Origin of the sequence: Streptosporangium sp. NPDC023825 (assembly GCF_040639575.1) — a bacterium.
Classification (GTDB): domain Bacteria; phylum Actinomycetota; class Actinomycetes; order Streptosporangiales; family Streptosporangiaceae; genus Streptosporangium.
Genome location: NZ_JBFAAE010000075.1, coordinates 14,165 through 40,017 on the forward strand (window position 1 = coordinate 14,165; position 25,853 = coordinate 40,017).

Sequence of the window (25,853 nt, forward strand, 5' to 3'; positions counted from 1 at the left end):
GTCCACCGCGGTCCCGGTGGCCGCCTCGTGTGGACGCGGCCGCCGCGGGGGTCCGGCTACAGATCCGGCTGCAGATAGGTGGCGACTCGGGCGGCGAATTCGTCGGAGGTGACGACCGGTACGCCGAGTGCCTCGGCCTTGGCCCGCTTGGAGCCCGCTTTCTCCCCGGCCACCAGCAGCGACGTCTTCGCCGAGACGCTGGAGGAGGATTTGCCTCCGGCGCGTTCGATCAGCTCGTTCATCTGGTTGCGGGTCAGCGCCTCCAGCGCTCCGCTCATCGCTCCGGTGACCACGACGGACATCCCGGCCAGCGGCAGCTCGGACGCTCCGCTCGCCTCGGCGCCGGCGCTGGCGCCGGGGGCGGCGGGTGGTGTCCAGCCCGGCTCGGTCATGGTGACCCCGGCCTTGATCAGTTTTTCGATGAGGTCGGCGAGTTCGACCAGCTCCGCCACCACTCCCGGCGCCTTCTTCGGGCCGATGCCCTCCACCGCCTCGATCGCTTCGGCGTCGGCTGCGCGGATGGCGTCCATGCTGCCGAAGTGCCTGGCGATGCGGCGGCTCATGGAACGGCCGGTGCCGCGCACGCCCAGCGCGCAGAACACCCTGCTGAGCGGTTGCGCCTTGGCCCTCTCTATGGCGGCGAGCAGGTTGTCGGTGCTGGTCTCGCCCATCCGCTCCAGGCCCAGCACCTGCTCACGGGTCAGAAAGAACAGGTCGGCGAAGTCGGCGATCAGCCCGGCGTCCAGCATCTGCTGGATACGGTTCTCGGCCAGGCCCTCGATGTCGAGCTGGTCACGGCCGGCGGCGTAGCCGATGGAGGCGATCACCCGGCAGGCGCGCCCGCGCACGCACCGCCACCGCTCCTGGGAGGCGTCGATCTCGTCGCCGCACAACGGGCAGACCTGCGGGATCGGGATCGGCCGCTCGTCGCCGGTGCGCAGGTGCACGACCGGGGCCTCCACCCGGGGAATCACGTCACCGGCCTTGTAGACGACCACGGAATCGCCCAGCATCAGGCCCCGGCGTCCTATGTCGGAGGCGTTGTGCAAAGTGGCGTAGGTGACGGTGCTGCCGTCGAGCACGACCGGCTCCAGCACGGCACGCGGGGCGATGATGCCACTGCGGCCGACGTTCCACTCCACGTCGAGCAGCTTGGTGATCTTCTCGGTGGCGGGCAGCTTGTAGGCGATCGCCCACCGGGGCGCGCGCGTGCCGAAGCCGGCCTGCGCCTGGTCGGCGGCGAGATCGCACTTGATCACGATGCCGTCGATGCCGAACGGCAGCTCGGCCCGCTTGGCGGCGATCTGCTCGACCCGCTCCTGGACCTGCTCCAGGGTGGTGGCGACGATCCCGCCGACGTCGGTGACGGCGGGGGTCTGCGCCCCCTGCGCGGCGACCCACGCCATGATCTCGCTGTGCGGCAGCTCGCGCAGCCGCGCAGCCGTCTCGGAGGTGTCGCCGGAGTGGCAGAGCGCGCCGTAGCCGAAGAACGTCAGCTCGCACACGTACGGCCGGTCCTGGGCGCGCAGCGTGCCGGCGGCGGCGCTGCGCGGGTTGGCGAACGTGGTGCCGTCGTGCGCCTGGCGCTTGAGGCATGCCGCCTCGAACTGCGACGCGGTCATCATCACCTCGCCGCGCAGCTCCACCGTGACCGGCTCGGCCAGCCTGGCGGGCAGCCCCACGATGGTGCCGATCGCGTGGGAGACGTCCTCACCGGCGACGCCGTCGCCGCGAGTCACGAGCTGCGTCAGGCGGCCGTGACGATAGCGGGCCGAGATGGCCAGGCCGTCGAGCTTGGGCTCGACACTCCACGCCTCGACCGGGCGTCCGAGCCTGCGCTCCAGCGAGATGGCCCAGTCGGCCAGTTGCCCGGCGCCGAAGACGTTGTCCAGGCTGAGCATCGGCACGGTGTGCGGCACGTCGCCGACCACGGCGCCACCGGCGACCTTGCCCGTGGGGGAGGTCGCCAGCACCGCCTCGGGGTGGGCTTCCTCGTACGCCTGGATCCCGCGCGCGAGCCTGTCGTAGGCGTCGTCGTCGAGCGTGGAGGTGCCGTCGGCGTAGTACGCGGCGGCGGAGTCAACGGCCAGTTGGACGGCTTCGGCGTAGGCCGTGTCGTCGGCCAGGACAGCGATCGGGGGCTCCTCGGTCATGGTTCGATCATGCTTGACGGCACCGACAATTCCGGCCGGCCGTCCGGCGGGTACGACGTGCTCGTCCTGTGGCCGTCTCGGCCCGCTCCACAACGGCGGGGACCGGGTTTCCGGCCCCACCGGGCCGGCTTCCACCGCGCCGCCGGTTGGGCGGGCCGAGGGGGGCGCCGTCCGGCTCCGGGCGCCGGCTGAGGTCAAGTCCAAAGCGCTCACACGCGTTCAGAACGTCCGCAGCCATCGGCGCAAGCGGTCGACGGTGTGACGCGGTTGCAGCGGAGGGAGGACGCGGCGCAGTTCCTCCTCGGTGACCGGGCGGGCGTTCAGGGTGGCCTGCCGCAGCGTCGTCCCGCCGACCCGCAGGCCGCCCAGCACCTGCACGTTCACCTCACCGCGCCGCGTCATGTACCCGTGCGTGTCCTCGTGGCGGACGTACGTGAGGCCGGCGCCCTCCGGTGTGCACTCAACGGCGCGGAAGCACACGCCCTCCCCGTCCTCGTAGGTCACGTACAAGTGGATCGCGACGCTCTGCGCTCCGATGCCGGTGCGGTCCGACGGCAGGTAGATCATGCCCGCGGGGATCCCGGCCGGCTGCCCGGCGTATCCGGGGATCTTCGCCGCGTAGTGGTCGCCGGTCTGCCCGTGGCCGGCGCCCAGTTCGCGGGCGGTGGCCAGGCGCAGGTTCAGCGCCGCGGCCCGCAGCAGGTCATGGTCGACCGACGGGGTTCCCACCACCGTCACGTACCGGCGGCCGACCGGCACCTGGTAGCCGTGCACGATCTCGTTGTTCCGGTACACCAGGCCGCCCGGCTCGGCGGTGCAGGAGCCCCATGTCAGGCGGGAGTCCAGGGCGGTGGGTTGCCCGCACATCTTCTCGCCCACCATGAGCCGGTCGTACGCGGTGATCGTGATGTGCCGATCGGGCGGGATCGCGTCCGGGTTCCCGGGGAGGAAGCCGCCGTCGCCCAGCCCGCGGCCGTAGTCGCGGCCGCCGTTGGGCCGGTAGCCGGGGACGGCGACCACGTACGTGGTCTCCCTGCGTACGCCGGCGGTCGCCAGCCGTGCCTCGAACTCGTCCGGCGACTCCTGGCGCAGCACCACCACGCAGGCACCGACCAACACCACGCTCAGCCCCAGCGCGGTAAGGCCGAGCAGCCGTCCACGCAGCGACATCCCGGCCGCCAGGACGAACGGGATCCCTCCGAGAAGGGACGACAGCAGCCCGCTGCGACTCACCCCGAGCCCGGCGACGTCGGTCGCCGCCCAGCTCAGCGCCCATCCGGCGGTTCCCGCACCCAGGACGAGGAGCACCCACAGCACCCGGCCGGCGACCGTCGCGCCGAGGGCCGACGCCCTGCGGGTGGCCGTGATCACTACGGTCAGGTGGGCCAGGACGAGCAGTGTGCCCAGGAGGGCGAGGAGGACGAGACCGTTTTCTCCACCCCCTGTCGCGGCGACCGGCAGGAACCTCCACACCAGTGGCAGCGTGATCGCCCCCACTGTCCAGGCCGCACCGAGCTGGGCCATGACGATCGTCGGCTTCGACGCCCTGAGTTCAAGCACCGTTCAAGGATGCCGTGAAGGACCGGCGCCGATCACCCGGATCCGGCGGCCCGGCCACGGCTCACCGGAATCCCGGAACGCCCCGCCGGCGTCAAGCCGTGCCTCGGCGGCCAGGATCCGCGCGACGGCGCGACGTCCACGCCGTTGCTTCCCGCGGATATGTACACACGTACATTCCATACGTACGCTTGTACGCATGACACCTGATCCGGATGACCGCTCGATGCGCGAGCGGATGCTCGCCGGTGACCCGTACATCATCGCGGTGGGCGGCCCCGCCCGGGTGATCCGCACGATCGGGCCGGGCACGGCGTGAGCGGCCCCGCTCCCGCGCGATCGCCCGTTCCGCGGCGGCCTCGGCGGCACGACCCCGGGCGGAGGGACCGGCTGATCGACGCCGCGCTCACCGTCATCACCGAACGAGGTGTCGCCGGGACGACGCACCGGGAGATCGCCCGGGTGGCGGACGTGCCGCTGGGCTCGATGACCTACCACTTCACGTCGCTGGAGGAGGTGCTCTTTGAGGCGTTCACCCGGCACGCCGGCGCGGTGGCCCGCGTCTTCGACGAGCGCCTGGGCGCCGCCCCGGACCGGGCGGCGGCGGTCGAGGCCGTCATCACGCTGGTGTCGGACGACCTGCTCGGCTCACAGCACGACCTCGTCCTCACCATGGAGCTGTACGTGGCCGCGGCGCGCAACCCGGCCTTGAGGGCCGTCACCCAGGCCTGGATGGCACGCAGCCGTCAGGCGCTGGAGCGTCACTTCGACGCCACGACCGCCAGGGAACTGGACGCGCTCATCGAGGGGCTCGTGCTGCACGGCGTCCTGTCGACCGACCCGATGACGCCCGAGCAGGTCCGCCATGCCGTCCACCGGTACCTGCGCTGACCCTCTCCCCTGGCCCGCACCCATGGAAATGTGATCGGAAAGCCGATGCCCGCTGCCGCCCCTCTCGCCGCGCCCACCCGGCAGGCGCGCCTCGCCCGTACCGCCGTCGCGGCGCTGTTCCTCACCAACGGCGCCGTCTTCTTCAACGTCGTCCCGCGCTACCCGCAGATCAAGGCCGACCTCGGTGTCGGCAACGCCGTCTTCGGCATCGCGCTGACCGGATACCCGATCGGCGCGCTGCTGGCCGGGCTGCTCGCCGGCGCCGTCATCCGCCGCTTCCGCTCCGCGCGCGTTGCGGCGTTCGGGATCGTCGCGACCACCGTCGCGACGCTGGTCATCGCCGTCACGCCGAACTGGATCGCCTTCGGCGGCGCGCTGTTCGTCGTGGGCGCCCTCGACGCGGTGGTCGACGTCGCGCAGAACGCCCACGGCCTGCGGGTCCAGCGGATCTACCGGCGCTCCATCCTCAATTCGCTGCACGGCGTGTGGAGCGTCGGCGCGGTCCTGGGCGGACTGATGGGCTCGGCCGCCGCCGGCCTCCACCTCCCGCTCGCGCCTCACCTGGCCGTCTCCGCGACGCTGTTCGGCGTCGTCGCCGTCGTCGCCTACCGGTTCCTGCTGCCCGGCCCCGAAGACGCCGAGCGTCTCGCGGAAGCCCGGGACCTCGCCGCCGACGGTCACGAGGCGGCCTCGCCCGCCCGCGGAGGCCGCCGCTCGCTCGCCGGCCCGGCCGTGCGGATGCTCGCCGTGCTCGGGGTGCTGGCCGCCTGCGGCGCGCTGGTCGAGGACGCCGGCGCGTCCTGGGGCGCCATCTACCTCAGCGGTGACCTGTACGCCGACGCCGCCACGGCCGGTCTGGCCGTCGTGGCCTTCCAGGCCGCCATGACCGTGGGGCGCCTCACCGGTGACCGCGTCGTGGACCGCTTCGGTCAGCGCACCGTGGTCCGCGCCGAAGGAGCCCTGGCCGCGGTCGGCATGGGCGCCGCTCTCGCCGTGCCGTCCGTCGCGACCGCGCTGGCCGGTTTCGCCCTGGCCGGGCTCGGCTTCGCCACCCTCGTCCCCGCCGCCATGCACACCGCCGACGAACTGCCGGGACTGCCGGCCGGCACCGGCCTGACCGTTGTCAGCTGGCTGCTGCGCGGAGGATTCCTGCTGTCCCCGCTGCTCGTCGGATTCGTCGCCGACCTCGCCGGCCTGCGCGTCGGGCTGCTCTCCGTCGTCCTGGCCGGCGTCGTCACGGTCGTCCTCGCCCGTGTCCTGGTGAACCGCACCCCCGCCTAGGCAGGGGCTGGGGACACGTCCGATCCGGCCCGCAGCCCGACCTGGCCCCGCGTCCCGCCGGGATCGGCGACTCGATCCCGGCACCGGCCGGGCTCCGGGACCGCGCGCGGGCCGGGGCGGGTTCGGGCAGCCGGGCCGTTGAACATCGCACCCCCGCGGGAATCAGGCGGCGCGCATCCACTCACCCCGTGACGGTGAAGGCTCACTCCCAGGGGGTTACAGATCCGGGATGTCGTGGTGGCGCCGGATGTGCGCCGTGAAGGCGCGCATGTACCCGGTCAGGAATTCGGCGGTGGACGGCACCTGGATGTCGCCCTCGTCGTCGATCAGTCCCTCGGTGAACCGGATGTAGGCCTCGGGCTGCCCCAGCACCGGGCAGTTGGTGAAGGACAGGATGCTCTTGAGGTGCTGCTGCGCGACCGCGGTGGAGATCGGGCCGGGCGAGGCTCCGATGATCGCGGCCGGCTTGCCGTTCAGCGCGTTGGATCCGTAGGGCCGGGTCGCCCAGTCGATGGCGTTCTTCAGCGCGCCCGGGATGGACCGGTTGTACTCCGGCGTGACGAACAGGAGGGCGTCGGAGGCTTTGATCGCGTCCTTGAACTCCTGGGCGACGACGGGGTAGTCCAGGTCGTGGTCGTGGCTGTAGAGGGGCAGCTCGCCGATGGGGATCTCCGTGAGACGCAGTTCCGGCGGCGCGAGACGGCTCAGGGCCAGGGCGAGCGTCCTGTTGATCGACTTCTGGGACAGGCTCCCGACGATGTAGCCGACGGTGTAGGTCATTGCGTTTCCTCTCAGGGCGTGAACGTGCCGCCGTCGACGTCGACGGTCCGGCCGGTGATGAGATCGGGGTCGGAAAAGGTGCCTTCAGCGCCTCGTCGCCGGCATCGGCGGCGACGACGGGGTCTCCGTCGCGCGGAGACGTCCGGCCGGGAGAGCTGCTCCGAAGCCTCCGGCGGCTCTGGCGGCTCTGGCGGCTCTGGCGACTCCGGCGACTCCGGCGGCTTCGAAGCCTCCGGTGACTCCAGTGACTCCGGCACCTCCGGTGGCTCTGGCGGCTCCGGTGATGACGACCCGTTCGGTGTTCATGATCCTTCTCCCGTGGGCCAGGCCTCGACGAACGTGACCGTCTCGTCGAGGGGCGCCCGGCCCGTACGGGCGCAACTCACCGTGGCGTCCTCGAACCCGATCGACATGCCGCAGAAGAGGATGAGCCCGTCGGGGGGCGACAGGACCTCCGCGACGGTCCGGCGATACACCGACCACGCCATCTGCGGGCAACTGTGCAGCCCTTCGGCACGGAGCAGCAGCATGACGGTCTGCAGATACATGCCCGTGTCGGCCCACTGGGGCAGGCCCAGGTCGCGGTCGATGTAGCAGAACAGGGCGGCGGGCGCGCCGAAACAGTCCCAGTTCGCGGCGGCGGCCCGCTGGCGCGCCTCCCAGTCCTCACGCGAGATGTGGAGTTCGCCGTAGCGCTCCTCGCCGAAGGCGAACCGGCGCTCGCGGTACGGGGACTTCAGCACGGGCGGGTACATCTCGTACTCCCTCTCGTCCCAGGGATCACCCGCGGCCAGGCGCCGACCGGCGCGTTTCTTGAGCTCGGCCAGCGGCTCGCCGGTCAGCACGTAGGCGTGCCACGGCTGGAGGTTCGATCCGGACGGCGACCAGGCCGCGGCGGACAGCACGCGCTCCAGCACCTCCCTCGGGACATGCCGGTCGGTGAACGCGCGCACCGCCCGCCGGCTTTTGGCCGCTTCATAGACGTCCATGATCATCTGCCCCCATCCGCCCAACGCGCTCGGTTTGGTTGCGTTAACGACGGTACTATTAGCGATAGTATCACTTGATACCGTTTAATAGCTATACAAGCCTCGCGCATCGTGAGGATGACGACTCACATCGTGAGGATGAAGGCTCACACGGGAGCCGACCGGAGCACGGGAGCCGACCGGAACACGGCCGCCGTCCACCACCCCCGCCCGCGCCGGGGTGACGCGCAGCGGCGATCGTCGCGGCCCTCGGCGCCGGATCCTCCGCGAGAGCCGCGCGAGACGAGACGCGCTCGCGCGGCGGGCGACCGGCGCGCCTACTCCTCGCCCCCCACGGGGTAGGCCAGCCGGGTCAGCAGATCCTTCAGCCGCTCGGGCTCGCCGGGCCCGAGTTCGGCGACCAGACGCTCGACCAGCGGCTCCGCCGCCACGTGGGCCGCGTCGAAAAGCTCGACGCCCTGAGGTGTGATCTCCACCGCCCGTGCCCGCCGGTCCCCCGGAACGGACTTCCGCACGGCCAGCCCCTTACGCTCCAGGTCGTCCACGATCCGCATGATGCCCGCCTTGTCCGACCCGGTCGCCGCGGCCAGGTCCCGCTGCACCGTGGACCCGCGATCGATCAGCACGATCAGCACGGCGAAATGCCGCAACTCGATGCCGAGCGGCCGAAGCGCCTCCGCCATCACCGCGGCCACGCGCCAGTGCGCCTTGCGCAGCAGCAGACCGAGAGCGAAGGGCGAGGTGTCCCCGGGGCGGTCGGTCGCACGCGAGGCGGTGGTTCCGCGAGGAGCGTCGGTGGTCATGAGGACATGCTACCGATCACCTTTTCATTTGAAACGGTATCGTTTGAGATTAAATACGGCTCGGCGGCGAGTCCCACCCCGCCGCTTCGATCAGCGGCCCGCGATGGCACCGCACCCCGGCCCAGTGGCACGCCGCGCCCGGCGGCTTCGGCAAGAGGCGAGTAGATCTTTCCGCGCTCTGTATCAAATGTAACCCTCGGGTGGTTACAGTTCCTGCGTGCGTTTTATCCCCTTTGTCATGATTCCTGTTGCCCTCGCCGCGACCGCCGCGTTCCCCGCCTCCCCCGCCTGGGCCATCACCAACGGATCACCCGACCTGACCGCTCACCCGCAGGTGGGAGCCGTCATCGGCGACAAGCCGAACGACGACGGCACCTGGTCCTACTGCACCGGCACCCTCATCTCGCCGACCGTCTTCCTCACCGCCGCCCACTGCGCGGAAAAGGGGCAGAAGACCGCCCGGGTCTCCTTCTCCAGCCGCTACCGGCACGGGGACAAGATCTACACCGGCCGCTACGTCATCGATTCGCGGTACAAGGACAAGTCCGATCTTCACGACATGGCCGTCGTCGTCTTCGACACGGCCGTCCCGGACATCAAGCCCGCCAGGCTGCCCGCCGAAGGTCTGCTCGACCGTCTCGAAGCCGCCAACGCCCTGAAAATAACGCGATTCACCCCGGTCGGGTACGGCGCCATGGTCTCGGTCAAGTCCTCGGCCAAGGACAAGCACGTCTCCGCCAGGGGGAAACAAAAGGTGCGGCTGACCTACACCGACACCCGTCACCAGACGTCCATATCCTTCAAGGACCTCACCCGCAGGTGGCTCAAGCTCTCGCTCTCCTCCAAGGGCGACGGCAGCACCTGCTTCGGCGACTCGGGCGGCCCGAACTTCCTGGGAGGACCCACCTCGGACCTGCTCGTGGCCACGACCATCAGCGGGGACGACGACGCGTGCAGGCTGACCAACTACGACTATCGCCTGGACACCCCTCAGGCCAGGTCCTTCCTCAAGAAGTTCGTCACGCTTCCCTGAACGGGTGATCACTCCGGCGGCTCCCCGTCCCGTCACGCCCCCGAACGGGTGATCGCCCCGACCGATCCGTGAGACCACGGGAACCGGACGAAGTCCATATGATCACGCTATGGCCCTCGACCTGTACGCGGGAATCCCGGTCACCGACTACACGGTGGCCCTGAAGTGGTACGAACGGCTGCTGGGCTCCCCGCCGACGTTCGTCGCGAGCGACACCGAGGCCGTGTGGGAGCTCGCGGAACACCGGTCCGTGTTCATCGAGCAGCTGCCCGAGCACGCCGGCCACGCCATGCACACGGTCTTCGTCGACGACCTCGACGCGCTCGTCGCGCAGGTCGCCGAGCGGGGACTCGACCCCGCCAAGCGGGAGACCTACTCCAACGGCGTGCGCAAGGTCACCTACCGCGACCCCGACGGGAACGAGATCGGATTCGGCGGCGCCCCGCTGTGACCGCCCGGGCTCCGGGCGATCGCCTCACCTGCCCAGGTACTCCCCCGCCGCGTCGAGGAGCCAGGCCACGAGGTAATCTGCGAAGGACGAGCGTACGAGGATGTGGAACCCGCCGTCCTCGCGGGCGGCGATGACGACCTGGGCGCGGGCGAGCATGGTCTGTGCGCAGCGGCCGGGGCCGAACGCGCGGGGGTGCAGGTCGAGGGCGCAGCCGTGGGAGAGCAGGTCGCGCGCCCTCGGGCCGGTCACGAGCAGTACGGTGCGCTGGGCGGAGACGTCGGTGACGGCGGCGTGACCGGTCCCGGCGGCGGCTCGCAGGCGGGCCTCCAGGCCGGTGCCGCCCGCGGGCCCGACGACCAGCCACTCGTCGGGGCCGAGCCACAGCACCCGGGTGTCGTCCGCGGCCGTACCTGACGGTGGCGCACCGGTGCCGGTGCTCGCGAAGGTGCCGGGTTCGGTGGGGAGCGGTACGCCGAGGGCGAGGGCGATGTCGGCCGCTGTGTCGCTCCCGGGCTCCACCCGCAGGCCGACCTGGGTGAGGAAGGGCAGTTCCGCGATGCGGAGGCCCGGGCTCGACACCGGTTCCAGCCGGGCCGGTGGGCTCGGCCGCCCGGACGGCTCCGCTCCCCGCGACCGCGCTCCCCGCGGCTTTGCGCCGGAGAGCTCCGCCGTCCCGGAGAGCCCCGTCGCGGACGGTTCCGTTCCGTGCGCCGGGCCCGTTCTCGTCCCGGCCGGTGGGCCGTCGCGGCGCGCTCCCTCGGGGTCGTAGAGAACGTGGTGGGTGACGGTGACGGGCAGCGGTTCCCCTCCGACGGGTACGTACAACCGCTCGCCGACGCGTTCGCGCCCGCCGCTGACGAGGGCGAGGGCGAAGGTCCTGCCGAGCGCGGCGCTGCGGTAGCTGGAGGTGACGTGGCCGAGCGTGGGGACCGGCGGCTCGGGCAGCCGGTCGGCGGCCACCAGGTGGGAGCCCTCGGGCAGCAGGACGTCCGGGTCGAGCGGCAGCAGGCCGACCAGGTGCTTGCGGTCGGGCCTGGCGGTGTCGGCGCGGGCGAAGGAGCGTTTCCCGAGGAAGTCGGCCTTCTTCTTGGACACCACCCATTCCATGCCGAGGTCTGCGGGGGTGACCGTGCCGTCGGTGTCCTGGCCCACGATGGGGTAGCCCTTCTCGGCCCGCAGCACGTGCATGGTCTCGGTCCCGTACGGGGTGACCGCGCCGGTCGCCTGGACGGCCTCCCACAGGGCGAGCCCGTCCCGGGCGCTGACGTTGATCTCGTACGCCAGCTCGCCGGAGAAGCTGATCCGGCACACCCGCGCGTCGAGGCCCGCCACCCGGGTGTCGCGCCACGTCATGAACGGGAAGCTCGCGTTGTCCACGGCCAGGCCGGGGGCGAGTCCGGCCAGCACCTCGCGGGAACGCGGCCCGGCGAGCGCGACCGTCGCCCACTGCTCGGTGACCGAGGTGCAGTAGACCCGCAGCGAGGGCCACTCGGTCTGCAGCCACTCCTCCATCCAGTCGAGGACGGCGGCGGCGTTGCCGGTGGTGGTGGTCACCAGGAAACGGTCCTCGGCCAGGCGGATCACCGTGCCGTCGTCGAAGACCATGCCGTCGGGGCGGCACATCACGCCGTAGCGGATCGAGCCGACCTTGAGGGTGCTCATCATGTTGGTGTAGAGCCGGTCGAGCAGCTCCGCGGCGTCCGGCCCCTGAATGTCGATCTTGCCGAGCGTGGAGGCGTCCATGGCCCCGGCGGCCTCCCGCACGGCCCGGCACTCGCGCAGGACGGCGGCCTCCATGTCCTCGCCCTCGCGGGGGTAGTACCAGGGCCGCTTCCACTGGCCGACGTTCTCGAAAGGCGCTCCGTACGCCACGTGCCACCCGTGCAGCGCGGTGACCCGGACGGGGTCGTGCAGCGCCCCCCTGTCGCGCCCGGCGAGGGTCGCGAAGGAGACCGGAACGTAGGGCGCGCGGAAGGTGGTGGTGCCGAGCTCCGAGACGTCCACGCCGAGGGCGTGGGCGACGACGCCGCCGGTGAGCACACCGGAGGTCTTGCCCTGGTCGAGCCCGGTCCCGGCGGTGGTGTAGCGCTTGACGTGCTCGACCGAGCGGAGCCCGGCCCCGGTGGCGCGCATCACGTCGGCGACGGTGACGTCGCGCTGCAGGTCGACGAAGTGGGTCCGGTAGTCGTCGGCGGGAACGAGCCACACGTGCCCGGCGGGGGTGGTCCCGGAAGGCTCTCCGTCGCCCGAGACCGCTTCCGGCTCCCGCGCTTCCCCGGCCTGCGGGATCTCCGTGTCCGGGGACGCCTGCCCTGCCCGCGGAGTTTCCGCGCCCGGTGACGTCTCCCCCGCCCGCGGGGCCTCCCCCGCTTTCCTGACGGACGCGCCGGAGGTGGAAGGGGCCCGGAGACCGGCCGCCTCGACGGCCCGCGTCCCGGCGGCGGCGCCGTCCTCCAGGCAGGCGGCCAGGGTACGGAGCCCTCGGGCGGCCCCGGCGACCTCGACGGCCTGGCGGGTGCTCCCGGGGACGAAGGAGCCGAGCACCTCGTCGTAGCGGAGCGTCCCCCCGGCCTGGCTGAACAGGTGAACGGCGGGGTTCCAGCCGCCCGAGACGAGCAGCAGATCGGCCTCGATCTCCCGCCCGCCGGAGGGAACCGCCCCGGAACCGATCACCCCGGAAGGCCCGCCGCCCGCGACGGGCCTCTCCGAGACGGTCACGGAGATGACGCCGTGCTCGCCGTTCGCGCGGGTGACGAAGTGCCCGGAGAGCACCTCGGCGTCACCCAGGCCACCCGTACCGTCCAGTCCACCCGTACCGCCCGGGTCACCGGCGGCGCGCGTGTCCACGACGGCGGCGATCTCGACGCCCGCGGCGGCCAGGTCGCGGGCCGCGGCGTAGGCGCCGTCCCCGGTGGTGAACACCACCGCGCGACGGCCGGGCAGGACCCCGTACCGGTTCACGTACGCGCGTGCCGATCCGGCGAGCATGACGCCCGGCAGGTCGTTGCCCGCGAAGGCGATCGAGCGCTCGTGCGCGCCCGTGGCGAGGACGACGCGGCGGGCCCGGATGCGCCAGACACGCTCGCGGGAGGAGGCGTCCTCTCCCCTGCGCTCCACGGCGACCAGGTAGTTGTCGTCGTAGTGGCCGAACACGCTGGTACGGGTGAGCACCCGCGTCTCCGGGTGGCTCTCCAGCGCGGCCAGCGCGGTGGCGGCCCACGCCGTGCCCGGGACGCCGCCGACGCTCTCGCCGGTGTCGGGCAGGCTGCCGCCGGGCGAGGGCCGGTCGTCGGCGAGGATCACCCGGGCGCCCGACCCGGCCGCCGCGGTCGCCGCCGCCAGGCCCGCCGGGCCCGCGCCGACCACCAGGACGTCGCAGTGCGCGTACACGCCGTCGTAGCGCGCCGGGTCGAGCCCGGCGGCGAGCCTGCCCCTGCCCGGCAGGCCGGTGGCCACCAGCCCCGCGTACAGCTCGACGACGGTGGCCTGGAGCATCGGCTCGGGGAAGGGGTGCTCGATCTGGACGACGGCGTTGGGCTCCTCGGTCCAGGCGGCGAAGATCCCGCGGGGGCGGCCCAGCACGACGCTCGTCGCGACCGTGCGGACACCGTTGGCGAGCAGCGCGGCGGCGAGCGTGTCGCCCCGGTACCCCTCGTAGTCGCGGCCGTCGAACCGGAAAGGCAGCACCTGCCCGCGACGGCCCGCCCGGCGGAACGGCTGCCCGCTCACCGGCGCACCGTTCCCTCACCGGCGGCCGGAACACCCGCGCCGGTGGCCCGGACGTTCGCCTCGCCCGGGAGCGGCGGGTGGTCCGCCGCGCCGGTCGCCCGGCGGTTCACGCGCCCACCGGCCCTGGCTCGCCCACGCGGTACACGGCGTGGAACTCGTTGGTGGCGGTGTCGCGGACCGCGTTGAACCAGCGGCGGCATCCGGCCGCGTGCTGCCAGCGCTCGGCGAACGGCCCCTTCGGGTTGTCGCGGAAGAACAGGTACCGGGCCCACTCCTCGTCGGAGAGCGCGGCGGGGTCGCCGGGGTAGGCGACGTGGGCCTGCCCGCCGTGGTGGAACTCGGCCTCGTCCCGTGGACCGCACCACGGACAGGGGATCAGCAGCATCGGTCGGGCTCCTTCAGTGGGCCACCGCGGCGGCGCCGTGCTCGTCCACGAGCGCGCCGGTGGTGAATCGTTCGAGGGTGAAGGCGGCGTTGAGGGGATGCGGCTCGCCGTGGGCGATCGTGTGCGCGTAGCACCACCCGACGCCCGGGGTGGCCTTGAAGCCGCCGGTCCCCCAGCCGCAGTTGACGTACAGACGGTCGACGGGGGTGAGCCCGACGACGGGCGAGGCGTCGGGGGTGACGTCGACCACCCCGCCCCAGGTACGCAGCACGTGGGCCCGCGCGAAGACCGGGAACAGCTCCAGCGCCGCCGCCATCTGCCGCTCGATGATGTGGAACGCGCCGCGCTGCCGGTAGGAGTTGTACGCGTCGATGCCAGCCCCCATGACCAGCTCGCCCTTGTGGGCCTGGCTGACGTAGACGTGCACCGCGTTGGACATGACCACCGTGGGGTGTACGGGCTCCAGCAGCTCCGAGACCAGGGCCTGCAGCGGATGGCTCTGCACCGGCAGCTCCACCCCCGCCATCCGGCCGACGACCGAGGAGTGCCCGGCCGCGCACATCGCGACCCTGCACGCGGCGATGCGGCCCCTGGTGGTGCGTACGGCCTGCACCCGCCCGTCCGCGACGTCGATGCCGGTGACCTCGCAGTGCTCGATCAGGTCGACGCCCATCGCCGCGGCGGCGCGGGCGAATCCCCAGGCCACGTAGTCGTGCTTGGCGATTCCCGCGCGCGGCTGGTAGGTGGCGCCGAGGACGGGGTAGCGGGCGTCGGGCGAGACGTCGACGATCGGGCAGACCTCCCTCACCTCCTCGGGGCCGAGCCATTCGGCGTCGACGCCGTTGAGGCGGTTGGCGTTGACCCGGCGGACGCTCTCCCTGACGTCCTGCGGGCTGTGCGCGAGGTTGAGCACGCCGCGCTGGCTGAACAGGATCGGGTAGCCGAGGTCCTCCTCCAGGCCCTCCCACAGCTTGAGCGAGTGCTCGTAGATGCCCGCGCTCTCGTCCAGGAGGTAGTTGGACCGGATGATGGTGGTGTTGCGGGCCATGTTGCCGCCCGCCAGCCAGCCCTTCTCCAGCACGGCCACGTCGGTGATCCCGTGGTTCTTGGCCAGGTAGTAGGCGGTGGCCAGGCCGTGGCCCCCGCCGCCGACGATCACCACGTCGTAGGAGGCCTTCGGCTCGGGGCTGCTCCACAGCCGGTCGGGGTGCTCGGGCAGCTCCTCGGTGTTCATCGTCGTCCCCTCTCGGTCCCGCCGGCGAACTCCGGGGTCGCGACCGTCGCGGGTCCCGGCATCACGGGGCGCATCGGCGTCTCCTTCCGTCCCTGCGGCCCGCTAGCCACGCAGGCGCTCCATCGCCGGGTCGTACAGCGGCTCCTCGGCGACGACGGCGGCCACCCGCCGGTCGAAGTAGCCGATGCGCAGTTCCCTGCCCGGCACGGACAGCTCGGCGGGCAGCCAGGCGTAGGCGATGCCCTTGCCTATCGTGTAGCCGTAGGCGGCGCTGGTGACGTATCCGACGGGTGACGCGCCGTCGTACACCGGCTCCTTGCCCATGACCACGGCGGCGGGGTCGTCGACGGTGAGGCAGGTCAGCCTGCGCCGGAGGGCCGCGCCGCGCTCGGCCAGGGCCGCGCGGCCGATGAAGTCGCCCCTGTCCGCCTTGCGCACGGCGAAACCGAGCCCGGCCTCGTACGGGTCGTGCTCGTAGGTCATGTCGGTGCCGAAGGACCGGTAGCCCTTCTCCAGCCGCAGGCTGTTGAAGGCGCCGCGGCCCCCCGCGATGATCCCGTGCTCCTGCCCCGCCTCCCAGAGGGTGTCCCACAGCTTCGCGCCCATGTCGGCCGTCGTGTAGAGCTCCCAGCCCAGCTCCCCGACGTAGGAGAGCCGCAGCGCGGTGACGGGCACGGTGCCGACGTACGCGCGGGCGCCGCGGAAGTAGCGGAAACCGCCGGGACCGAAGCCGGGACCGGCGAGCGGGGCCACGACCTCGCGGGCCCGGGGGCCCCAGACGCCGACGCAGCAGGTTCCCGGCGTGATGTCGGTGACGGTGACCGACCCGTCGGCGGGCAGGTGGCGGTGCAGCCAGTCGAGGTCGAGGTTGCCGTTGGCGCCGACCTGGAACAGGTCGCGGCCCAGCCGGGCCACGGTGATGTCGCTGCGGATGCCGCCGTCGTGGCCGAGCAGCAGGCAGTACGTGACCGAGCCGACGGACTTGTCGACGTCTCCGGTGGAGACCCGCTGGAGGAAGGCGGCGGCCCCGCGGCCCGCGACCTCGATCCGCTTGAGCGCGCTCATGTCGTACAGGGCGACGGCCTCGCGCGAGACCTGGGCCTCGGCGCCGACGATCGGCGACCAGTGGCGGGCGGCCCAGTCGTTGGGACGGGGGATGTCGCGGCCGTCGAGCAGGGGCGCGTTGGCGCCGTACCACTGGGGGCGCTCCCAGCCGTTGGCCTCCAGGAAGTACGCGTCCAGCTCGCGCTGGCGGGCGTGGAAGGGGCTGGTGCGCAGCGGGCGCAGGTTCTCCGCCGGTTGGAGCGGGTGGATGATGTCGTAGACCTCGGCGAAGTTCTGGCAGTCGCGGGTGCGGACGTACTCGGGGGCCAGCTGGTGGGCCTCGAACCGGTTGACGTCGCACTCGTGCAGGTCGAAGGACGAGCAGTGGCCGTCGGCCAGCCACTCGGCCATGGCGCGGCCCACCCCCGCCGAGTGGGTGACCCACACGGCCTCTGCCACCCAGAAGCCCCGCACGTCGCGCGACGGCCCGAGCAGCGGCATGTTGTCGGTGGTGAAGGAGAACAGGCCGTTGATCCCCGGTTCGAGCCCGGCCTCCCCGGCGGCGGGCAGCAGTGCCCTGGTCTCGGCCCAGGCGGGGGCGAAGTCCTCGTCGGTGAACGGCAGCACCGACGGCATGACCTCGGCGTCGGCGATCGGGAGGATCTCCTCGGCGGTGATCGGCATCGGGCGGTGGCCGTAGTAGCCGACGCCGAGCCGGTCGAACCGCTCCCGGTAGTACAGGTCGGCGTCCTGGTGGCGCAGGATCGGCCGGACGGCCTCCTCGGCCTGCCCGGCGAGCGCGGGGACCGGGCCGGTCCAGGCGAGCTGGTGGGCGAGGGGGGTGAGCGGCAGTGCCATGCCGACCATGGCCGCGATCTTGGGGCCCCAGATCCCGGCGCAGCAGACCACGAGGTCGGCGGGGATCTCGCCCCGGTCGGTGACGACGGCCGCGACCCGGTCGTCCTCGACGCGGATGTCCAGCACCTCGTGCCGGTCGAGGACGCGGACGCCCCGTTCCCGGGCGCGCGCCAGCTGGACCTCGACGGCGCGCACGGCCTTCGCCAGGCCGTCGGTGGGGACGAACAGTCCTCCGAGCACCCTGTCCCGATCGAGCAGGGAGTGGCGCTCCACGCATTCGTCGGGGGTGAGCAGGCGCGCCTCGATCCCCCAGGAGGTCGCCCAGCCGTGGCGGCGGTGCAGCTCGGCGAGCCGCTCGGGCGTGGTGGCCACCTCCAGCCCGCCCACCTGGAGGAAGCAGCCGAGGCCGACGAGCTTCTCGACGGTGTAGCGGGCCAGCTCCGCCATGGTCTTGGACGGGTTGGTCTGGAACACCAGCCCCGGCGCGTGGGAGGACGACCCCCCGGTGGCGGGCACGGCGCCCTGGTCGACGACGGTGATGTCGTCCCAGCCCCTGGCCGAGAGCTCGTCCGCGAGGGCCGCCCCGACGACCCCGGCTCCGATGACGACGACGCGCCGGCCCGTCATACCCACCTCCGTCGTTGCGCAGTCCGAAACAGAGTGCGCTTCCCGCAACAGATTGTCCTCCCGTAGACAACACTGTCAAGGACGGGCCGACGGCCGTTCGCGGGGGGACCGGCCGGTGGTCAGTCCACCGTGCCTGGCAGACGGGCCGGGCCGGCCCTGCTGTCGGCGGCGCCACCAGGCCCGGGCCCGGATCAGCCGTTACCGGCGACAAGCCACTCAAGAGACATGATCGGAATTTACGGCCACGCTCGTCATGGACGGGATGGTTCAACGCATGAGGTCACCGTCGGTGACCCGACGCCGACCGGTGTCCGACGTGTAGCGGGATGCCTTGGGCAGGCGGGCACGGAGGGTGGCGCAGCGGGCAAGAACCAGGTCGCGGTTCTTGGCGTCCTTCACCCACGCCGGAAGCCGGCTGGCCAGGCTTGCGTTGCGGTTGGGTTCCCGCTCACGGATGAATGCGCGGACATATCGCTCCAGAAAATCCAGATGCTCGGCGTCATAGGCCCACAGCACGTGATTTCCGCATGGCGTCTGCAGCCACAGATCGAGTCCGGCGTAGCAGGTCGCGTCCGACCGGCCCTCGGGCCACCAGCGCGAGGGGAGGCTGGTCACCCTCCGGCAGCCGGGACATCTCACCGGCATCGACGACGGTGGCGGGCCACCTGAGCGTGAGCCGCGGCGGTGGACGTCACGACCGCAGCCGCCACATCGTCCGCCGGCATGAACCGCGATCCGGCCCGACCAGCCGCCTCCAGGCGCCTTTTTGGCGTATCCACAGGACAGGCAGGTCACACGACCGCCACTGACCACAGCGCAATCCGCACAGCGCGGGCAGCGCACCAGGACCCGGGTCGTACGCAGGTACTGTCCGGGGTCGCCGCGATCGGAGAACCGACGGGGGTCCGCGCTCATGTCCATACGATGCCATGACACGTCGCGACGGACGACCCGGTTCGTCAGTGTCCGATCTTCGCGTTTGCCGTGCCAGGTGGCGACAAGGATGTGCGACCACCGGCAGGACTGCGGCTGCCGTCAGCTGCGGCTGGAGTGCCAGATGAAACACATCGTCTCGTCACGGGAGACGGAGACGACGGACCGGATCCTCACGTGACGGGGTTCGTGGTCACCCGGCCGGTCATCCGGAACCGAAGCGAGGGTGCCTCCCTTCCGGGTGGCACCCTCGCCGGGACGGCAGGATCCGAACCCGCGCCCCCCTGACTCCCGGGCGGGCGCTCAGGAGGTGGGGAGCCAGGCCTTCACCTTGTCGGGGTTGTCGCCGACCCACTTCTCCGCGGCCTCCTCGGCCGTCATCTTGTCCTCGGAGATGTACTTGGCCACGAGGTTCTGGTCCTCGTTCGTCCAGGTGAAGTTCTTGACCAGGTCGTACGCCGGGCTGCCGGAGTCGGCGAACTTCTTGCTCACGATCTTGTCGAGGTCGTAGAGCGGGTAGTCGCAGGCCACCTTCTCGGCGTCGGCGTCGCAACCCTCGGTGTACTCGGGCAACTTGACCTTGACGAGTTTGACCTCCGACAGGAACCACTGCGGCTCGTAGAAGTAGCCGAGCATCGGGGTCTTCTGCTTCTCCGCCTGCCTGAAGCCGGTGATGAGCGCCGCCTCGCTGCCCGCGTAGACGACCTTGTAGTCCAGCTTCAGGTTCTTCACCAGGGCCGCGTCGTTGGTCACGAAGGACGGGTCGCCGTCGAGCAGCTGCCCCTTGCCCCCCGATTCGGAGGTCTTGAACAGATGGGCGTACTTGTTGAGGTTCTTCCAGTCGGTGATGTCGGGGTACTTCTCGGCCATCCACGGCGGCACGTACCAGCCGATGACGCCCTTGTTGCCCGTCGGGCCCGCCGAGACGGCGACCTTCTGGTCCTCGATGTACTTCTTCTTCAGGTCGTCGTGGGCCCAGTTCTCCACGATGGCGTCGACCTCGCCGGTGGCGAAGCCCTGCCAGGCGACCTCCTCCTTGAGGTCCTTCTTCGTGACCGAGCAGCCGAGGTCCTTCTCGGCCACGTGGGCGATGACCGCCGCGGTCGCCTCGTACCCGACCCACGGGTTGATGGCGATGTTGACCGCGCCGCAGGCCTTCTTGCCGTCCGCGCCGGAGGCCGCCGGAGCGGCCCCGCCGTCGCTCTCGCCGACCTTCGCCCCGCCGCACGCGGAGACGAGGAGGCCGGTCGCGACCAGGAGCGCCACCGCCCGCGGTCGCCCGATCCTCGAAACTGTCACCAGGTCCTCCTGTATTGGGTGTCGTGTTCGGTTCCGCCCGTTTTCTCGGTCCGTCTCCCCGCTGCTCCCCGCCTCGCCCTGCCTTTCACCGGGCGCCGTGCGTCTCGGCGTCGGCCCGCCGCGCCGCCGTCCGGGTGATGCGCTCCAGCATGATCCCGAGTACGACGATCGCCACGCCCGCGGCGAGCCCCTTGCCCCGCAGCTGCAGCTGGGAGAAGCCGGCCACCACGTCGTAGCCGAGCGCGCCCGCGCCGACCAGGCCGCCGACGACGACCATGGCGAGCACGTAGATGAGTCCCTGGCTCGCCGCGAGGGTGAGCGCGCTGCGCGCCATCGGCAGCTGCACCTTGGTGATGAGCTGCCAGGTGCTGGAACCGGCGGCCGTGGCGGCCTCCACCGCGCTCGGCGCCACGCCGCGGATGCCGTCCGCGGTGAGCTTGACCGCCACCGGGGCCGCGTAGACGACCGCGGCGATGATCGCGGTGATCCGGGTGGCGCCGAACAGGCCCAGGATCGGCACCAGGTAGACGAACGGCGGCATGGTCTGCCCGGCGTCCAGGACGGGCCGCACCAGCTGGTCGACACGGTCGCTGCGCCCCATCCAGACGCCGAGCACCACCCCGAGGATCATCACCAGGACGGTGGCCACCAGCGTCGAGGCCAGCGTCACCATGCTGTCCTGCCACAGGCCGAGCGCGACGAGCAGGGCGACGCAGACCGCGGTGACGAGCACGACCCTGACGTTCGCCAGGATCGCGGCGAACGCGACGAGCACGGCGCCGACCAGCCACCACGGCGAGCCGGTGAGCAGCGCCTCGAACGGGTTGAGCAGGCCGTAGGAGACGGCGTTCCTGAACGCTCCGGTGTAGACGGCGAGGTTGTCCTGCGCCCACAGGGTGGCCGCGTCGACCCCCTGGCGGACGTATCGCCCCAGGTTCGCCTCGTTCGGGAACTCCGCGGCCCACACGTAGACATGGGAGAGGTAGACCAGCACGCCGGTGACCGCCAGGACCGTGCCGATCTCCGCGCGGCGGCGGCCGGGTCCGCGCGAGCGACCGGCCCGGTGCCGGGCCTCGACGCGGCGCCCCGCGGCGGAGGTGACCCGGTCGAGCACGATGGCCATCACGACGATGGCCAGGCCCGCGTTGAAGGCGCTGCCGACGTCGAGGGTCTCCAGCGCCTTGACGACGGTCTTGCCCAGGCCGGGGGCGTCGATCAGCGCGGCGATGGTGACCATGCACAATGCGGCCATGATGGTCTGGTTGACGCCGACGATGATGGTCCGCTTGGCCAGCGGGAGCCGTACCTTCCTCAGCGACTGCCAGGCGGTCGAGCCGAGGGAGATGCTCGCCTCCAGGATCGCGGGCCGCACCTCGCGGATGCCGTGCGCGGTGATGCGGATCGCGGGCGGGACGGCGTAGATGACGGTCGCCACGGTGGCGCTCGCGGGGCCGATGAGGAAGAACAGGGTGAGCGGCGCGAGGTAGACGAACGTCGGCATCGTCTGCATGAAGTCGAGCAGCGGGGTGACCAGGCGGTTGAACCGGTCGTTCACCCCGGCCCAGACGCCGAGCGGGATGCCGATCAGCAGCGAGAGCACGACGGCGGCCAGGGTGAGGGCGAGGGTGTCCATGCTCTCCTGCCACAGTCCCAGCAGGCCGAAGGAGGCGAAACCGGCCGCGGTCAGCAGGGCGACCCGCAGGTTGCCCCACAGCAGCGCGACCGCCGTGGCGACGGCGACCACGCCCAGCCAGCCGACGACCGGCAGCGGCCTCCCGAAGGACGGCTGGCTGATCAGCGCCTGGACGAAGGTGACGGACTCGTCGAGGAAGAGCCGGATGTAGTTGACGAAGTACAGGAAGAAGGGGTTCTCGTTCCTGCTGTTGTCGATGACCTCACTGGCCTCGTTGATCCGTACGTGCAGCGGGGTGAGTTCCGCGCCGCCGAGCTGGAAGGTGTCGCGGCCCTGGACGAACACCCAGATCAGCACCCATGCCGCCACGACGGCGGCGAGCAGGTAGCGGCGGGGCCAGGCGGGCAGGCGCCGCAGGCCACCGGCCGGGGTGGCCTGGGTGGCCATCACCCCTGCTCCCCGGACCTGCCGGACCCGGCGGGCTCACCGGGCTTGCCGGGCTTGCCGGAAGTCCTGTCCGAAGAAGGCTCACCGGAAGTCGCATCCGAAGACGGCTCGGCGAGCACGCCGAGGACCTCCTCCGCGGTGACGACCCCCAGCAGCTCGCCGCCCTCGACGACCTTGACCGGGCGCGTCGCGCGCAGGACCGTGTGCACGACGTCGCGGACGACGACGTCCGGCCCGGCCTCGGGACCGTCCAGCGGTTCGTCGGGCCGGGGCGGGCGCATGATCCAGCGGGTGGTGAGCACGTTCGCGCGGGGCACGTCGCTGACGAACTCGCGCACGTAGTCGTCCACCGGAGCCCCGACGACCTCGTCCGGGGTGCCCATCTGGACGAGCTCGCCGTCGCGCATGATGAGGATGCGGTCGCCGAGCTTCAGCGCCTCGCTCAGGTCGTGCGTGATGAAGATCATCGTCTTGCCGACCTCGCGGTGCAGGCGGATGACCTCGTTCTGCATGTCCCGCCTGATCAGCGGGTCGAGCGCGGAGAAGGGCTCGTCGAAGAAGAGCACGTCGGGGTCCACCGCGAGGGCCCTGGCCAGCCCGACGCGCTGCTGCATGCCGCCGGACAGCTGGTCGGGGTAGGAGTTCTCCGAACCGGAGAGGCCGACGAGCTCGATCATCTCCCCGGCCCGCTCGTAGCGGGCCTCCTTCCGCATGCCGCGGATCTCCAGCCCGTAGGCCACGTTGTCCAGGACCCGCCGGTGCGGCAGCAGCCCGAAGTTCTGGAAGACCATGGCGAAGCGGTGCCGGCGCAGCTCGCGCAGCTGCCTGTCGCCCGCCTTGCGGATGTCCTCGCCGTCGAACAGGACCTCTCCGGCCGTCGGCTCGACGAGCCGCGTCAGGCAGCGTACGAGGGTGGACTTGCCGGAGCCGGACAGGCCCATGACGACGAAGACCTCCTGGGGCCGCACGGTGAAGGAGACGTCGCGGACGGCGGTCACGCAGCCCGTCCTCGCCCTCAGCTCGCTCCGCGAGAGCTCCGCGAGCGAGGTCCCGACGACCCGGTCGGGGCGCGGGCCGAAGACCTTCCAGAGACCTCGCACGTCGAGGACGGCCCGGTCCTCGTTCCGCGCGGCGGCTCCGGGCCGCGCCTGCTGCGCCGGTGATGTCATGGTCATGACCACCTCACGGGTCGTCTGGGGACGGGGGGTCGTCCGTCAGTTGCGGAACCACCGCTGCGGGCGGGGGCGGACGTTCTGCCACACGTGCTTGGTCTCCCGGTACTCGGCCAGGCCGGCCGGGCCCAGCTCGCGGCCGATGCCCGACTGCTTGAAACCGCCCCACTCCGCCTGCGGGACGTAGGGGTGGTAGTCGTTGATCCACACGGTGCCGTGCCGCAGCCGCCCGGCGACCCGCTGGGCCTTCCCCGCGTCCTGCGTCCACACCGCCCCGGCCAGGCCGTAGTCGGTGTCGTTGCCGAGGCGGACCGCCTCGTCCTCGTCGCCGAAGCGCTCGACGGTGAGCACGGGGCCGAAGGACTCCTCGCGGACCACCCGCATGCCCCGGTGGCACTCGTCGATGACGGTCGGCGGGTAGAAGTGGCCCGCGCCGGGGAGTCTCTCCCCGCCGCAGCGCAGCACCGCGCCCTCCGCGACACCGGACGCGACGTACGCCTCGACCCTGGCCAGGTGCGCGGCGGAGATGAGCGGGCCGGTCTCGGCCTCGGGGTCGAAGGGGCCGCCGAGGCGGATGCGGGCGGCGCGGCGGACGAGCTCGTCGACGAAGGCGTCGTGCAGGGAGTCCTCGACCAGCAGGCGGGCGCCGGCCGAGCAGACCTGCCCGGAGTGGAGGAACACGGCGGTGAGGGCGAAGTCGAGGGCGGTCTCGACGTCGGCGTCGGCGAAGACGATGTTGGGGTTCTTGCCGCCGAGTTCCAGCGCGACCCGCTTCACCGTCGCCGCCGCCGCCGCCATGATCGTACGGCCGGTCGTCAGGCCGCCGGTGAACGACACCATGTCCACATCGGGGTGCTCGGCCAGCGGGGCGCCGACCTCGGCGCCCGCCCCGAGGACGAGGTTGCCGACGCCCGGGGGCAGCCCGGCCTCCTCCAGCAGGCGCATGAGCAGGATCGCGGTGGAGGGGGTGAGCTCGCTGGGCTTCAGGACGAAGGTGTTCCCCGCGACCAGCGCGGGGGCGACCTTCCAGGAGGCCTGCAGCAGCGGGTAGTTCCACGGGGTGATGAGGCCGCAGACGCCGACCGGCTCGTGGACGACGCGGCTGATCGCGTCGTCGCGCCCGGTGTCGATCACGCGGCCCGCGTCGGTCCCGGCGATGCCGCCGAAGTAGCGCAGGCAGGCCACCACGTCGGCGACGTCGTACTCGCTCTCGACGAGCCGCTTGCCGGTGTCGAGCGACTCGGCCCTGGCCACGTCCTTGACGTCCCGTTCGAGCAGGTCGGCCACCCTCAGCAGCAGCGCGCCGCGCTCGCGCTCGGGGGTGGACGCCCAGGTGCCCTCGTCGAACGCCGCGCGGGCCTCGGCGATCGCGATCTCGGTGTCGGCCCGGGTGGCCTCCGACACGGTCGCCACGAGGGAGCCGTCGGCCGGTGAGCGGATCTCCCGGTGGCCGCCCGCGACGGGATCCCTCCAGGTGCCACCGAGGTAGAGATCTGACACGAGCGGCCGTCCTTCCGGTTACCGCATGATCCGTTGCGTATGACGCATCGGAATGCTTAACGAGGAACAGAATCGACCCTGTTCGTTCATGCAGTCAAGGCTTTGCCGTCCTCATTGGCGTGCCAGCCCAATCGTGAGGAGACTTCACCCGCCGCGGCCATCACCTGCTCGGCCACCGTGGGGAGCCGCTCGGGCGGGAGCCGGAAGGTCGGCCCGGACACGCTCATCGAGGCGACGACCGTGCCCTCGACGTTGAAGATCGGCGCCGCCACCGCGGTCAGGCCGATCTCCAGCTCGTCGGCGGCGGTGGCGTACCCGCGCCTCCTGACGGTGTCGAGCTCCTCGCGCAGCAGCCCGGCGTCGGTGACGGTCAGGTCGGTGAACGGGAGCAGCGGACCGGCCGCCAGCCGCTCGAACCGCTCCCTCGGGGCGTGGGCGAGCAGCACCTTGCCGTTGGACGTCGCGTGCAGCGCCACCCGCCGCCCCGCCCAGTTGTGGGCCTGCAGGGCCGAGGGGCCCGCCATCTGGTCGACGTACAGGGCCTCGTCGCGGTCGAGGATGGCCACGTTGACGGTCTCGCCGACCGCCGCCGCGAGCCGCTCGCCGGTGGCGCGGCTCTCGCGGACGACGTCGAGCCGCACGGTCGCGGCGCCCGCGAGCCGGACGATCCCCACCCCCAGCCGGTACTTTCCCCGGTCGGCGGTCTGCTCGACGAGCTCGTGCAGCTCCAGCGTCATGACGAGGCGGAACGCCGTGGAGCGGTGGACCCCCAGCTCCGCGGCGATCTCGCTGACGCCCAGGTCGCCGTGCCGGGCGAGCAGCCGCAGGACGGACAGCGCGCGGTCGACGGACTGCACCGCAGCGCCATCTCTCTCCAGCTCGTTGCTCATGACACAACTTTAGGCGGGTCACGCACGAGGCCCGCCTCCCGGGCGCTCCTTGACGCCGCCGCCGTACCCCGGCGCGCCTCCCGGACCTCCCTGCCGCCGTGCCCCGTCGCACCTCGGACGCTCCCTGACGCCGCCGTGCCCCGTCGGCGACCGGCCGGTCGCCG

Annotated in this window: 19 protein-coding genes; 4 read left to right on the forward strand and 15 right to left on the reverse strand. The window is 71.9% G+C overall.

Going from position 1 to position 25,853, the window contains the following annotated elements; genetic code table 11:
- Positions 1-56: 56 nt before the first annotated feature.
- A complete protein-coding gene (gene ligA / locus AB0G15_RS38395) occupies positions 57-2,153 on the reverse strand; it encodes an NAD-dependent DNA ligase LigA (RefSeq protein WP_362850036.1) in 2,097 nt (698 codons plus the stop codon).
- 219 nt (positions 2,154-2,372) lie between these two features.
- Complete coding sequence (locus AB0G15_RS38400) at positions 2,373-3,713, reverse strand: hypothetical protein (protein ID WP_362850039.1); 1,341 nt, start codon at positions 3,711-3,713, stop codon at positions 2,373-2,375.
- 312 nt (positions 3,714-4,025) lie between these two features.
- Here AB0G15_RS38400 and AB0G15_RS38405 point away from each other — a divergent pair, with 312 nt between their 5' ends.
- Both AB0G15_RS38405 and AB0G15_RS38410 read left to right on the forward strand, forming a co-directional pair.
- A complete protein-coding gene (locus AB0G15_RS38405) occupies positions 4,026-4,601 on the forward strand; it encodes a TetR family transcriptional regulator C-terminal domain-containing protein (RefSeq protein WP_362850042.1) in 576 nt (191 codons plus the stop codon).
- A gap of 45 nt (positions 4,602-4,646) precedes the next feature.
- On the forward strand, positions 4,647-5,882 hold the full coding sequence (locus tag AB0G15_RS38410) for an MFS transporter (protein WP_362850046.1): 1,236 nt from the start codon (positions 4,647-4,649) through the stop codon (positions 5,880-5,882).
- A gap of 216 nt (positions 5,883-6,098) precedes the next feature.
- On the opposite strand, the gene AB0G15_RS38415 is transcribed toward AB0G15_RS38410, so the two are convergent.
- From AB0G15_RS38415 to AB0G15_RS38425, 3 genes are all read right to left on the reverse strand, one after another.
- Complete coding sequence (locus AB0G15_RS38415) at positions 6,099-6,662, reverse strand: NADPH-dependent FMN reductase (protein ID WP_362850049.1); 564 nt, start codon at positions 6,660-6,662, stop codon at positions 6,099-6,101.
- 302 nt (positions 6,663-6,964) lie between these two features.
- Positions 6,965-7,651 carry a nitroreductase gene (locus AB0G15_RS38420; RefSeq protein ID WP_362850052.1) on the reverse strand — a complete coding sequence of 229 codons (687 nt, stop codon included), beginning with the start codon at positions 7,649-7,651 and terminating at the stop codon, positions 6,965-6,967.
- 317 nt (positions 7,652-7,968) lie between these two features.
- Positions 7,969-8,454, reverse strand: coding sequence for a MarR family winged helix-turn-helix transcriptional regulator (locus AB0G15_RS38425; protein WP_362850055.1), 486 nt, complete (start codon positions 8,452-8,454; stop codon positions 7,969-7,971).
- Positions 8,455-8,692: 238 nt separating this feature from the next.
- Between AB0G15_RS38425 and AB0G15_RS38430 the strand changes: the two genes are divergently transcribed.
- Together AB0G15_RS38430 and AB0G15_RS38435 are read left to right on the forward strand one after the other, a co-directional pair.
- The gene (locus tag AB0G15_RS38430; protein WP_362850058.1) at positions 8,693-9,487 is read left to right on the forward strand and encodes a trypsin-like serine protease; all 795 of its coding nucleotides are present in this window, start codon (positions 8,693-8,695) and stop codon (positions 9,485-9,487) included.
- A 109-nt stretch (positions 9,488-9,596) separates the two neighbouring features.
- Positions 9,597-9,938, forward strand: coding sequence for a VOC family protein (locus tag AB0G15_RS38435; RefSeq protein ID WP_362850061.1), 342 nt, complete (start codon positions 9,597-9,599; stop codon positions 9,936-9,938).
- Positions 9,939-9,962: 24 nt separating this feature from the next.
- On the opposite strand, the gene AB0G15_RS38440 is transcribed toward AB0G15_RS38435, so the two are convergent.
- The 10 genes from AB0G15_RS38440 to AB0G15_RS38485 all read right to left on the reverse strand — a co-directional run bounded on the left by AB0G15_RS38440 (position 9,963) and on the right by AB0G15_RS38485 (position 25,689).
- Positions 9,963-13,667: a sarcosine oxidase subunit gamma family protein gene (locus tag AB0G15_RS38440; protein ID WP_362850063.1), complete on the reverse strand. Its 3,705-nt coding sequence runs from the start codon at positions 13,665-13,667 to the stop codon at positions 9,963-9,965.
- Between the two features lie 106 nt (positions 13,668-13,773).
- Positions 13,774-14,052, reverse strand: coding sequence for a sarcosine oxidase subunit delta (locus tag AB0G15_RS38445; RefSeq protein WP_362850066.1), 279 nt, complete (start codon positions 14,050-14,052; stop codon positions 13,774-13,776).
- Positions 14,053-14,065: 13 nt separating this feature from the next.
- Positions 14,066-15,286 (reverse strand): sarcosine oxidase subunit beta family protein, encoded by a 1,221-nt coding sequence (locus tag AB0G15_RS38450; protein ID WP_362850068.1) that lies wholly within the window; start codon positions 15,284-15,286, stop codon positions 14,066-14,068.
- A gap of 102 nt (positions 15,287-15,388) precedes the next feature.
- Positions 15,389-17,815, reverse strand: coding sequence for an FAD-dependent oxidoreductase (locus tag AB0G15_RS38455; RefSeq protein WP_362850070.1), 2,427 nt, complete (start codon positions 17,813-17,815; stop codon positions 15,389-15,391).
- A 267-nt stretch (positions 17,816-18,082) separates the two neighbouring features.
- Positions 18,083-18,430 carry a hypothetical protein gene (locus tag AB0G15_RS38460; protein ID WP_362850072.1) on the reverse strand — a complete coding sequence of 116 codons (348 nt, stop codon included), beginning with the start codon at positions 18,428-18,430 and terminating at the stop codon, positions 18,083-18,085.
- A 621-nt stretch (positions 18,431-19,051) separates the two neighbouring features.
- Entirely contained in the window at positions 19,052-20,047 is a 996-nt protein-coding gene (locus tag AB0G15_RS38465) for an ABC transporter substrate-binding protein (protein WP_362850075.1), read from the reverse strand.
- Positions 20,048-20,132: 85 nt separating this feature from the next.
- Positions 20,133-22,127 carry an ABC transporter permease subunit gene (locus AB0G15_RS38470; protein ID WP_362850078.1) on the reverse strand — a complete coding sequence of 665 codons (1,995 nt, stop codon included), beginning with the start codon at positions 22,125-22,127 and terminating at the stop codon, positions 20,133-20,135.
- On the reverse strand, positions 22,127-23,296 hold the full coding sequence (locus tag AB0G15_RS38475) for a glycine betaine/L-proline ABC transporter ATP-binding protein (protein WP_362850080.1): 1,170 nt from the start codon (positions 23,294-23,296) through the stop codon (positions 22,127-22,129). Before AB0G15_RS38475 ends, AB0G15_RS38470 begins: the two co-directional genes overlap by 1 nt.
- A 45-nt stretch (positions 23,297-23,341) precedes the next feature.
- On the reverse strand, positions 23,342-24,799 hold the full coding sequence (locus AB0G15_RS38480; protein WP_362850083.1) for an aldehyde dehydrogenase family protein: 1,458 nt from the start codon (positions 24,797-24,799) through the stop codon (positions 23,342-23,344).
- Between the two features lie 86 nt (positions 24,800-24,885).
- Positions 24,886-25,689 carry an IclR family transcriptional regulator gene (locus AB0G15_RS38485; protein ID WP_362850085.1) on the reverse strand — a complete coding sequence of 268 codons (804 nt, stop codon included), beginning with the start codon at positions 25,687-25,689 and terminating at the stop codon, positions 24,886-24,888.
- Positions 25,690-25,853 lie beyond the last annotated feature (164 nt).

What these genes read in the sequence shown, in the direction of transcription:
- ligA (WP_362850036.1), bottom strand. Translation starts at nt 2,153, where the DNA reads ATGACCGAGGAGCCCCCGATCGCTGTCCTGGCCGACGACACGGCCTAC.
- AB0G15_RS38410 (WP_362850046.1), top strand. Translation starts at nt 4,647, where the DNA reads ATGCCCGCTGCCGCCCCTCTCGCCGCGCCCACCCGGCAGGCGCGCCTC.
- AB0G15_RS38415 (WP_362850049.1), bottom strand. Translation starts at nt 6,662, where the DNA reads ATGACCTACACCGTCGGCTACATCGTCGGGAGCCTGTCCCAGAAGTCG.
- AB0G15_RS38420 (WP_362850052.1), bottom strand. Translation starts at nt 7,651, where the DNA reads ATGGACGTCTATGAAGCGGCCAAAAGCCGGCGGGCGGTGCGCGCGTTC.
- AB0G15_RS38425 (WP_362850055.1), bottom strand. Translation starts at nt 8,454, where the DNA reads ATGACCACCGACGCTCCTCGCGGAACCACCGCCTCGCGTGCGACCGAC.
- AB0G15_RS38430 (WP_362850058.1), top strand. Translation starts at nt 8,693, where the DNA reads ATGATTCCTGTTGCCCTCGCCGCGACCGCCGCGTTCCCCGCCTCCCCC.
- AB0G15_RS38435 (WP_362850061.1), top strand. Translation starts at nt 9,597, where the DNA reads ATGGCCCTCGACCTGTACGCGGGAATCCCGGTCACCGACTACACGGTG.
- AB0G15_RS38445 (WP_362850066.1), bottom strand. Translation starts at nt 14,052, where the DNA reads ATGCTGCTGATCCCCTGTCCGTGGTGCGGTCCACGGGACGAGGCCGAG.
- AB0G15_RS38450 (WP_362850068.1), bottom strand. Translation starts at nt 15,286, where the DNA reads ATGAACACCGAGGAGCTGCCCGAGCACCCCGACCGGCTGTGGAGCAGC.
- AB0G15_RS38455 (WP_362850070.1), bottom strand. Translation starts at nt 17,815, where the DNA reads ATGACGGGCCGGCGCGTCGTCGTCATCGGAGCCGGGGTCGTCGGGGCG.
- AB0G15_RS38470 (WP_362850078.1), bottom strand. Translation starts at nt 22,127, where the DNA reads ATGGCCACCCAGGCCACCCCGGCCGGTGGCCTGCGGCGCCTGCCCGCC.
- AB0G15_RS38475 (WP_362850080.1), bottom strand. Translation starts at nt 23,296, where the DNA reads ATGACATCACCGGCGCAGCAGGCGCGGCCCGGAGCCGCCGCGCGGAAC.
- AB0G15_RS38485 (WP_362850085.1), bottom strand. Translation starts at nt 25,689, where the DNA reads ATGAGCAACGAGCTGGAGAGAGATGGCGCTGCGGTGCAGTCCGTCGAC.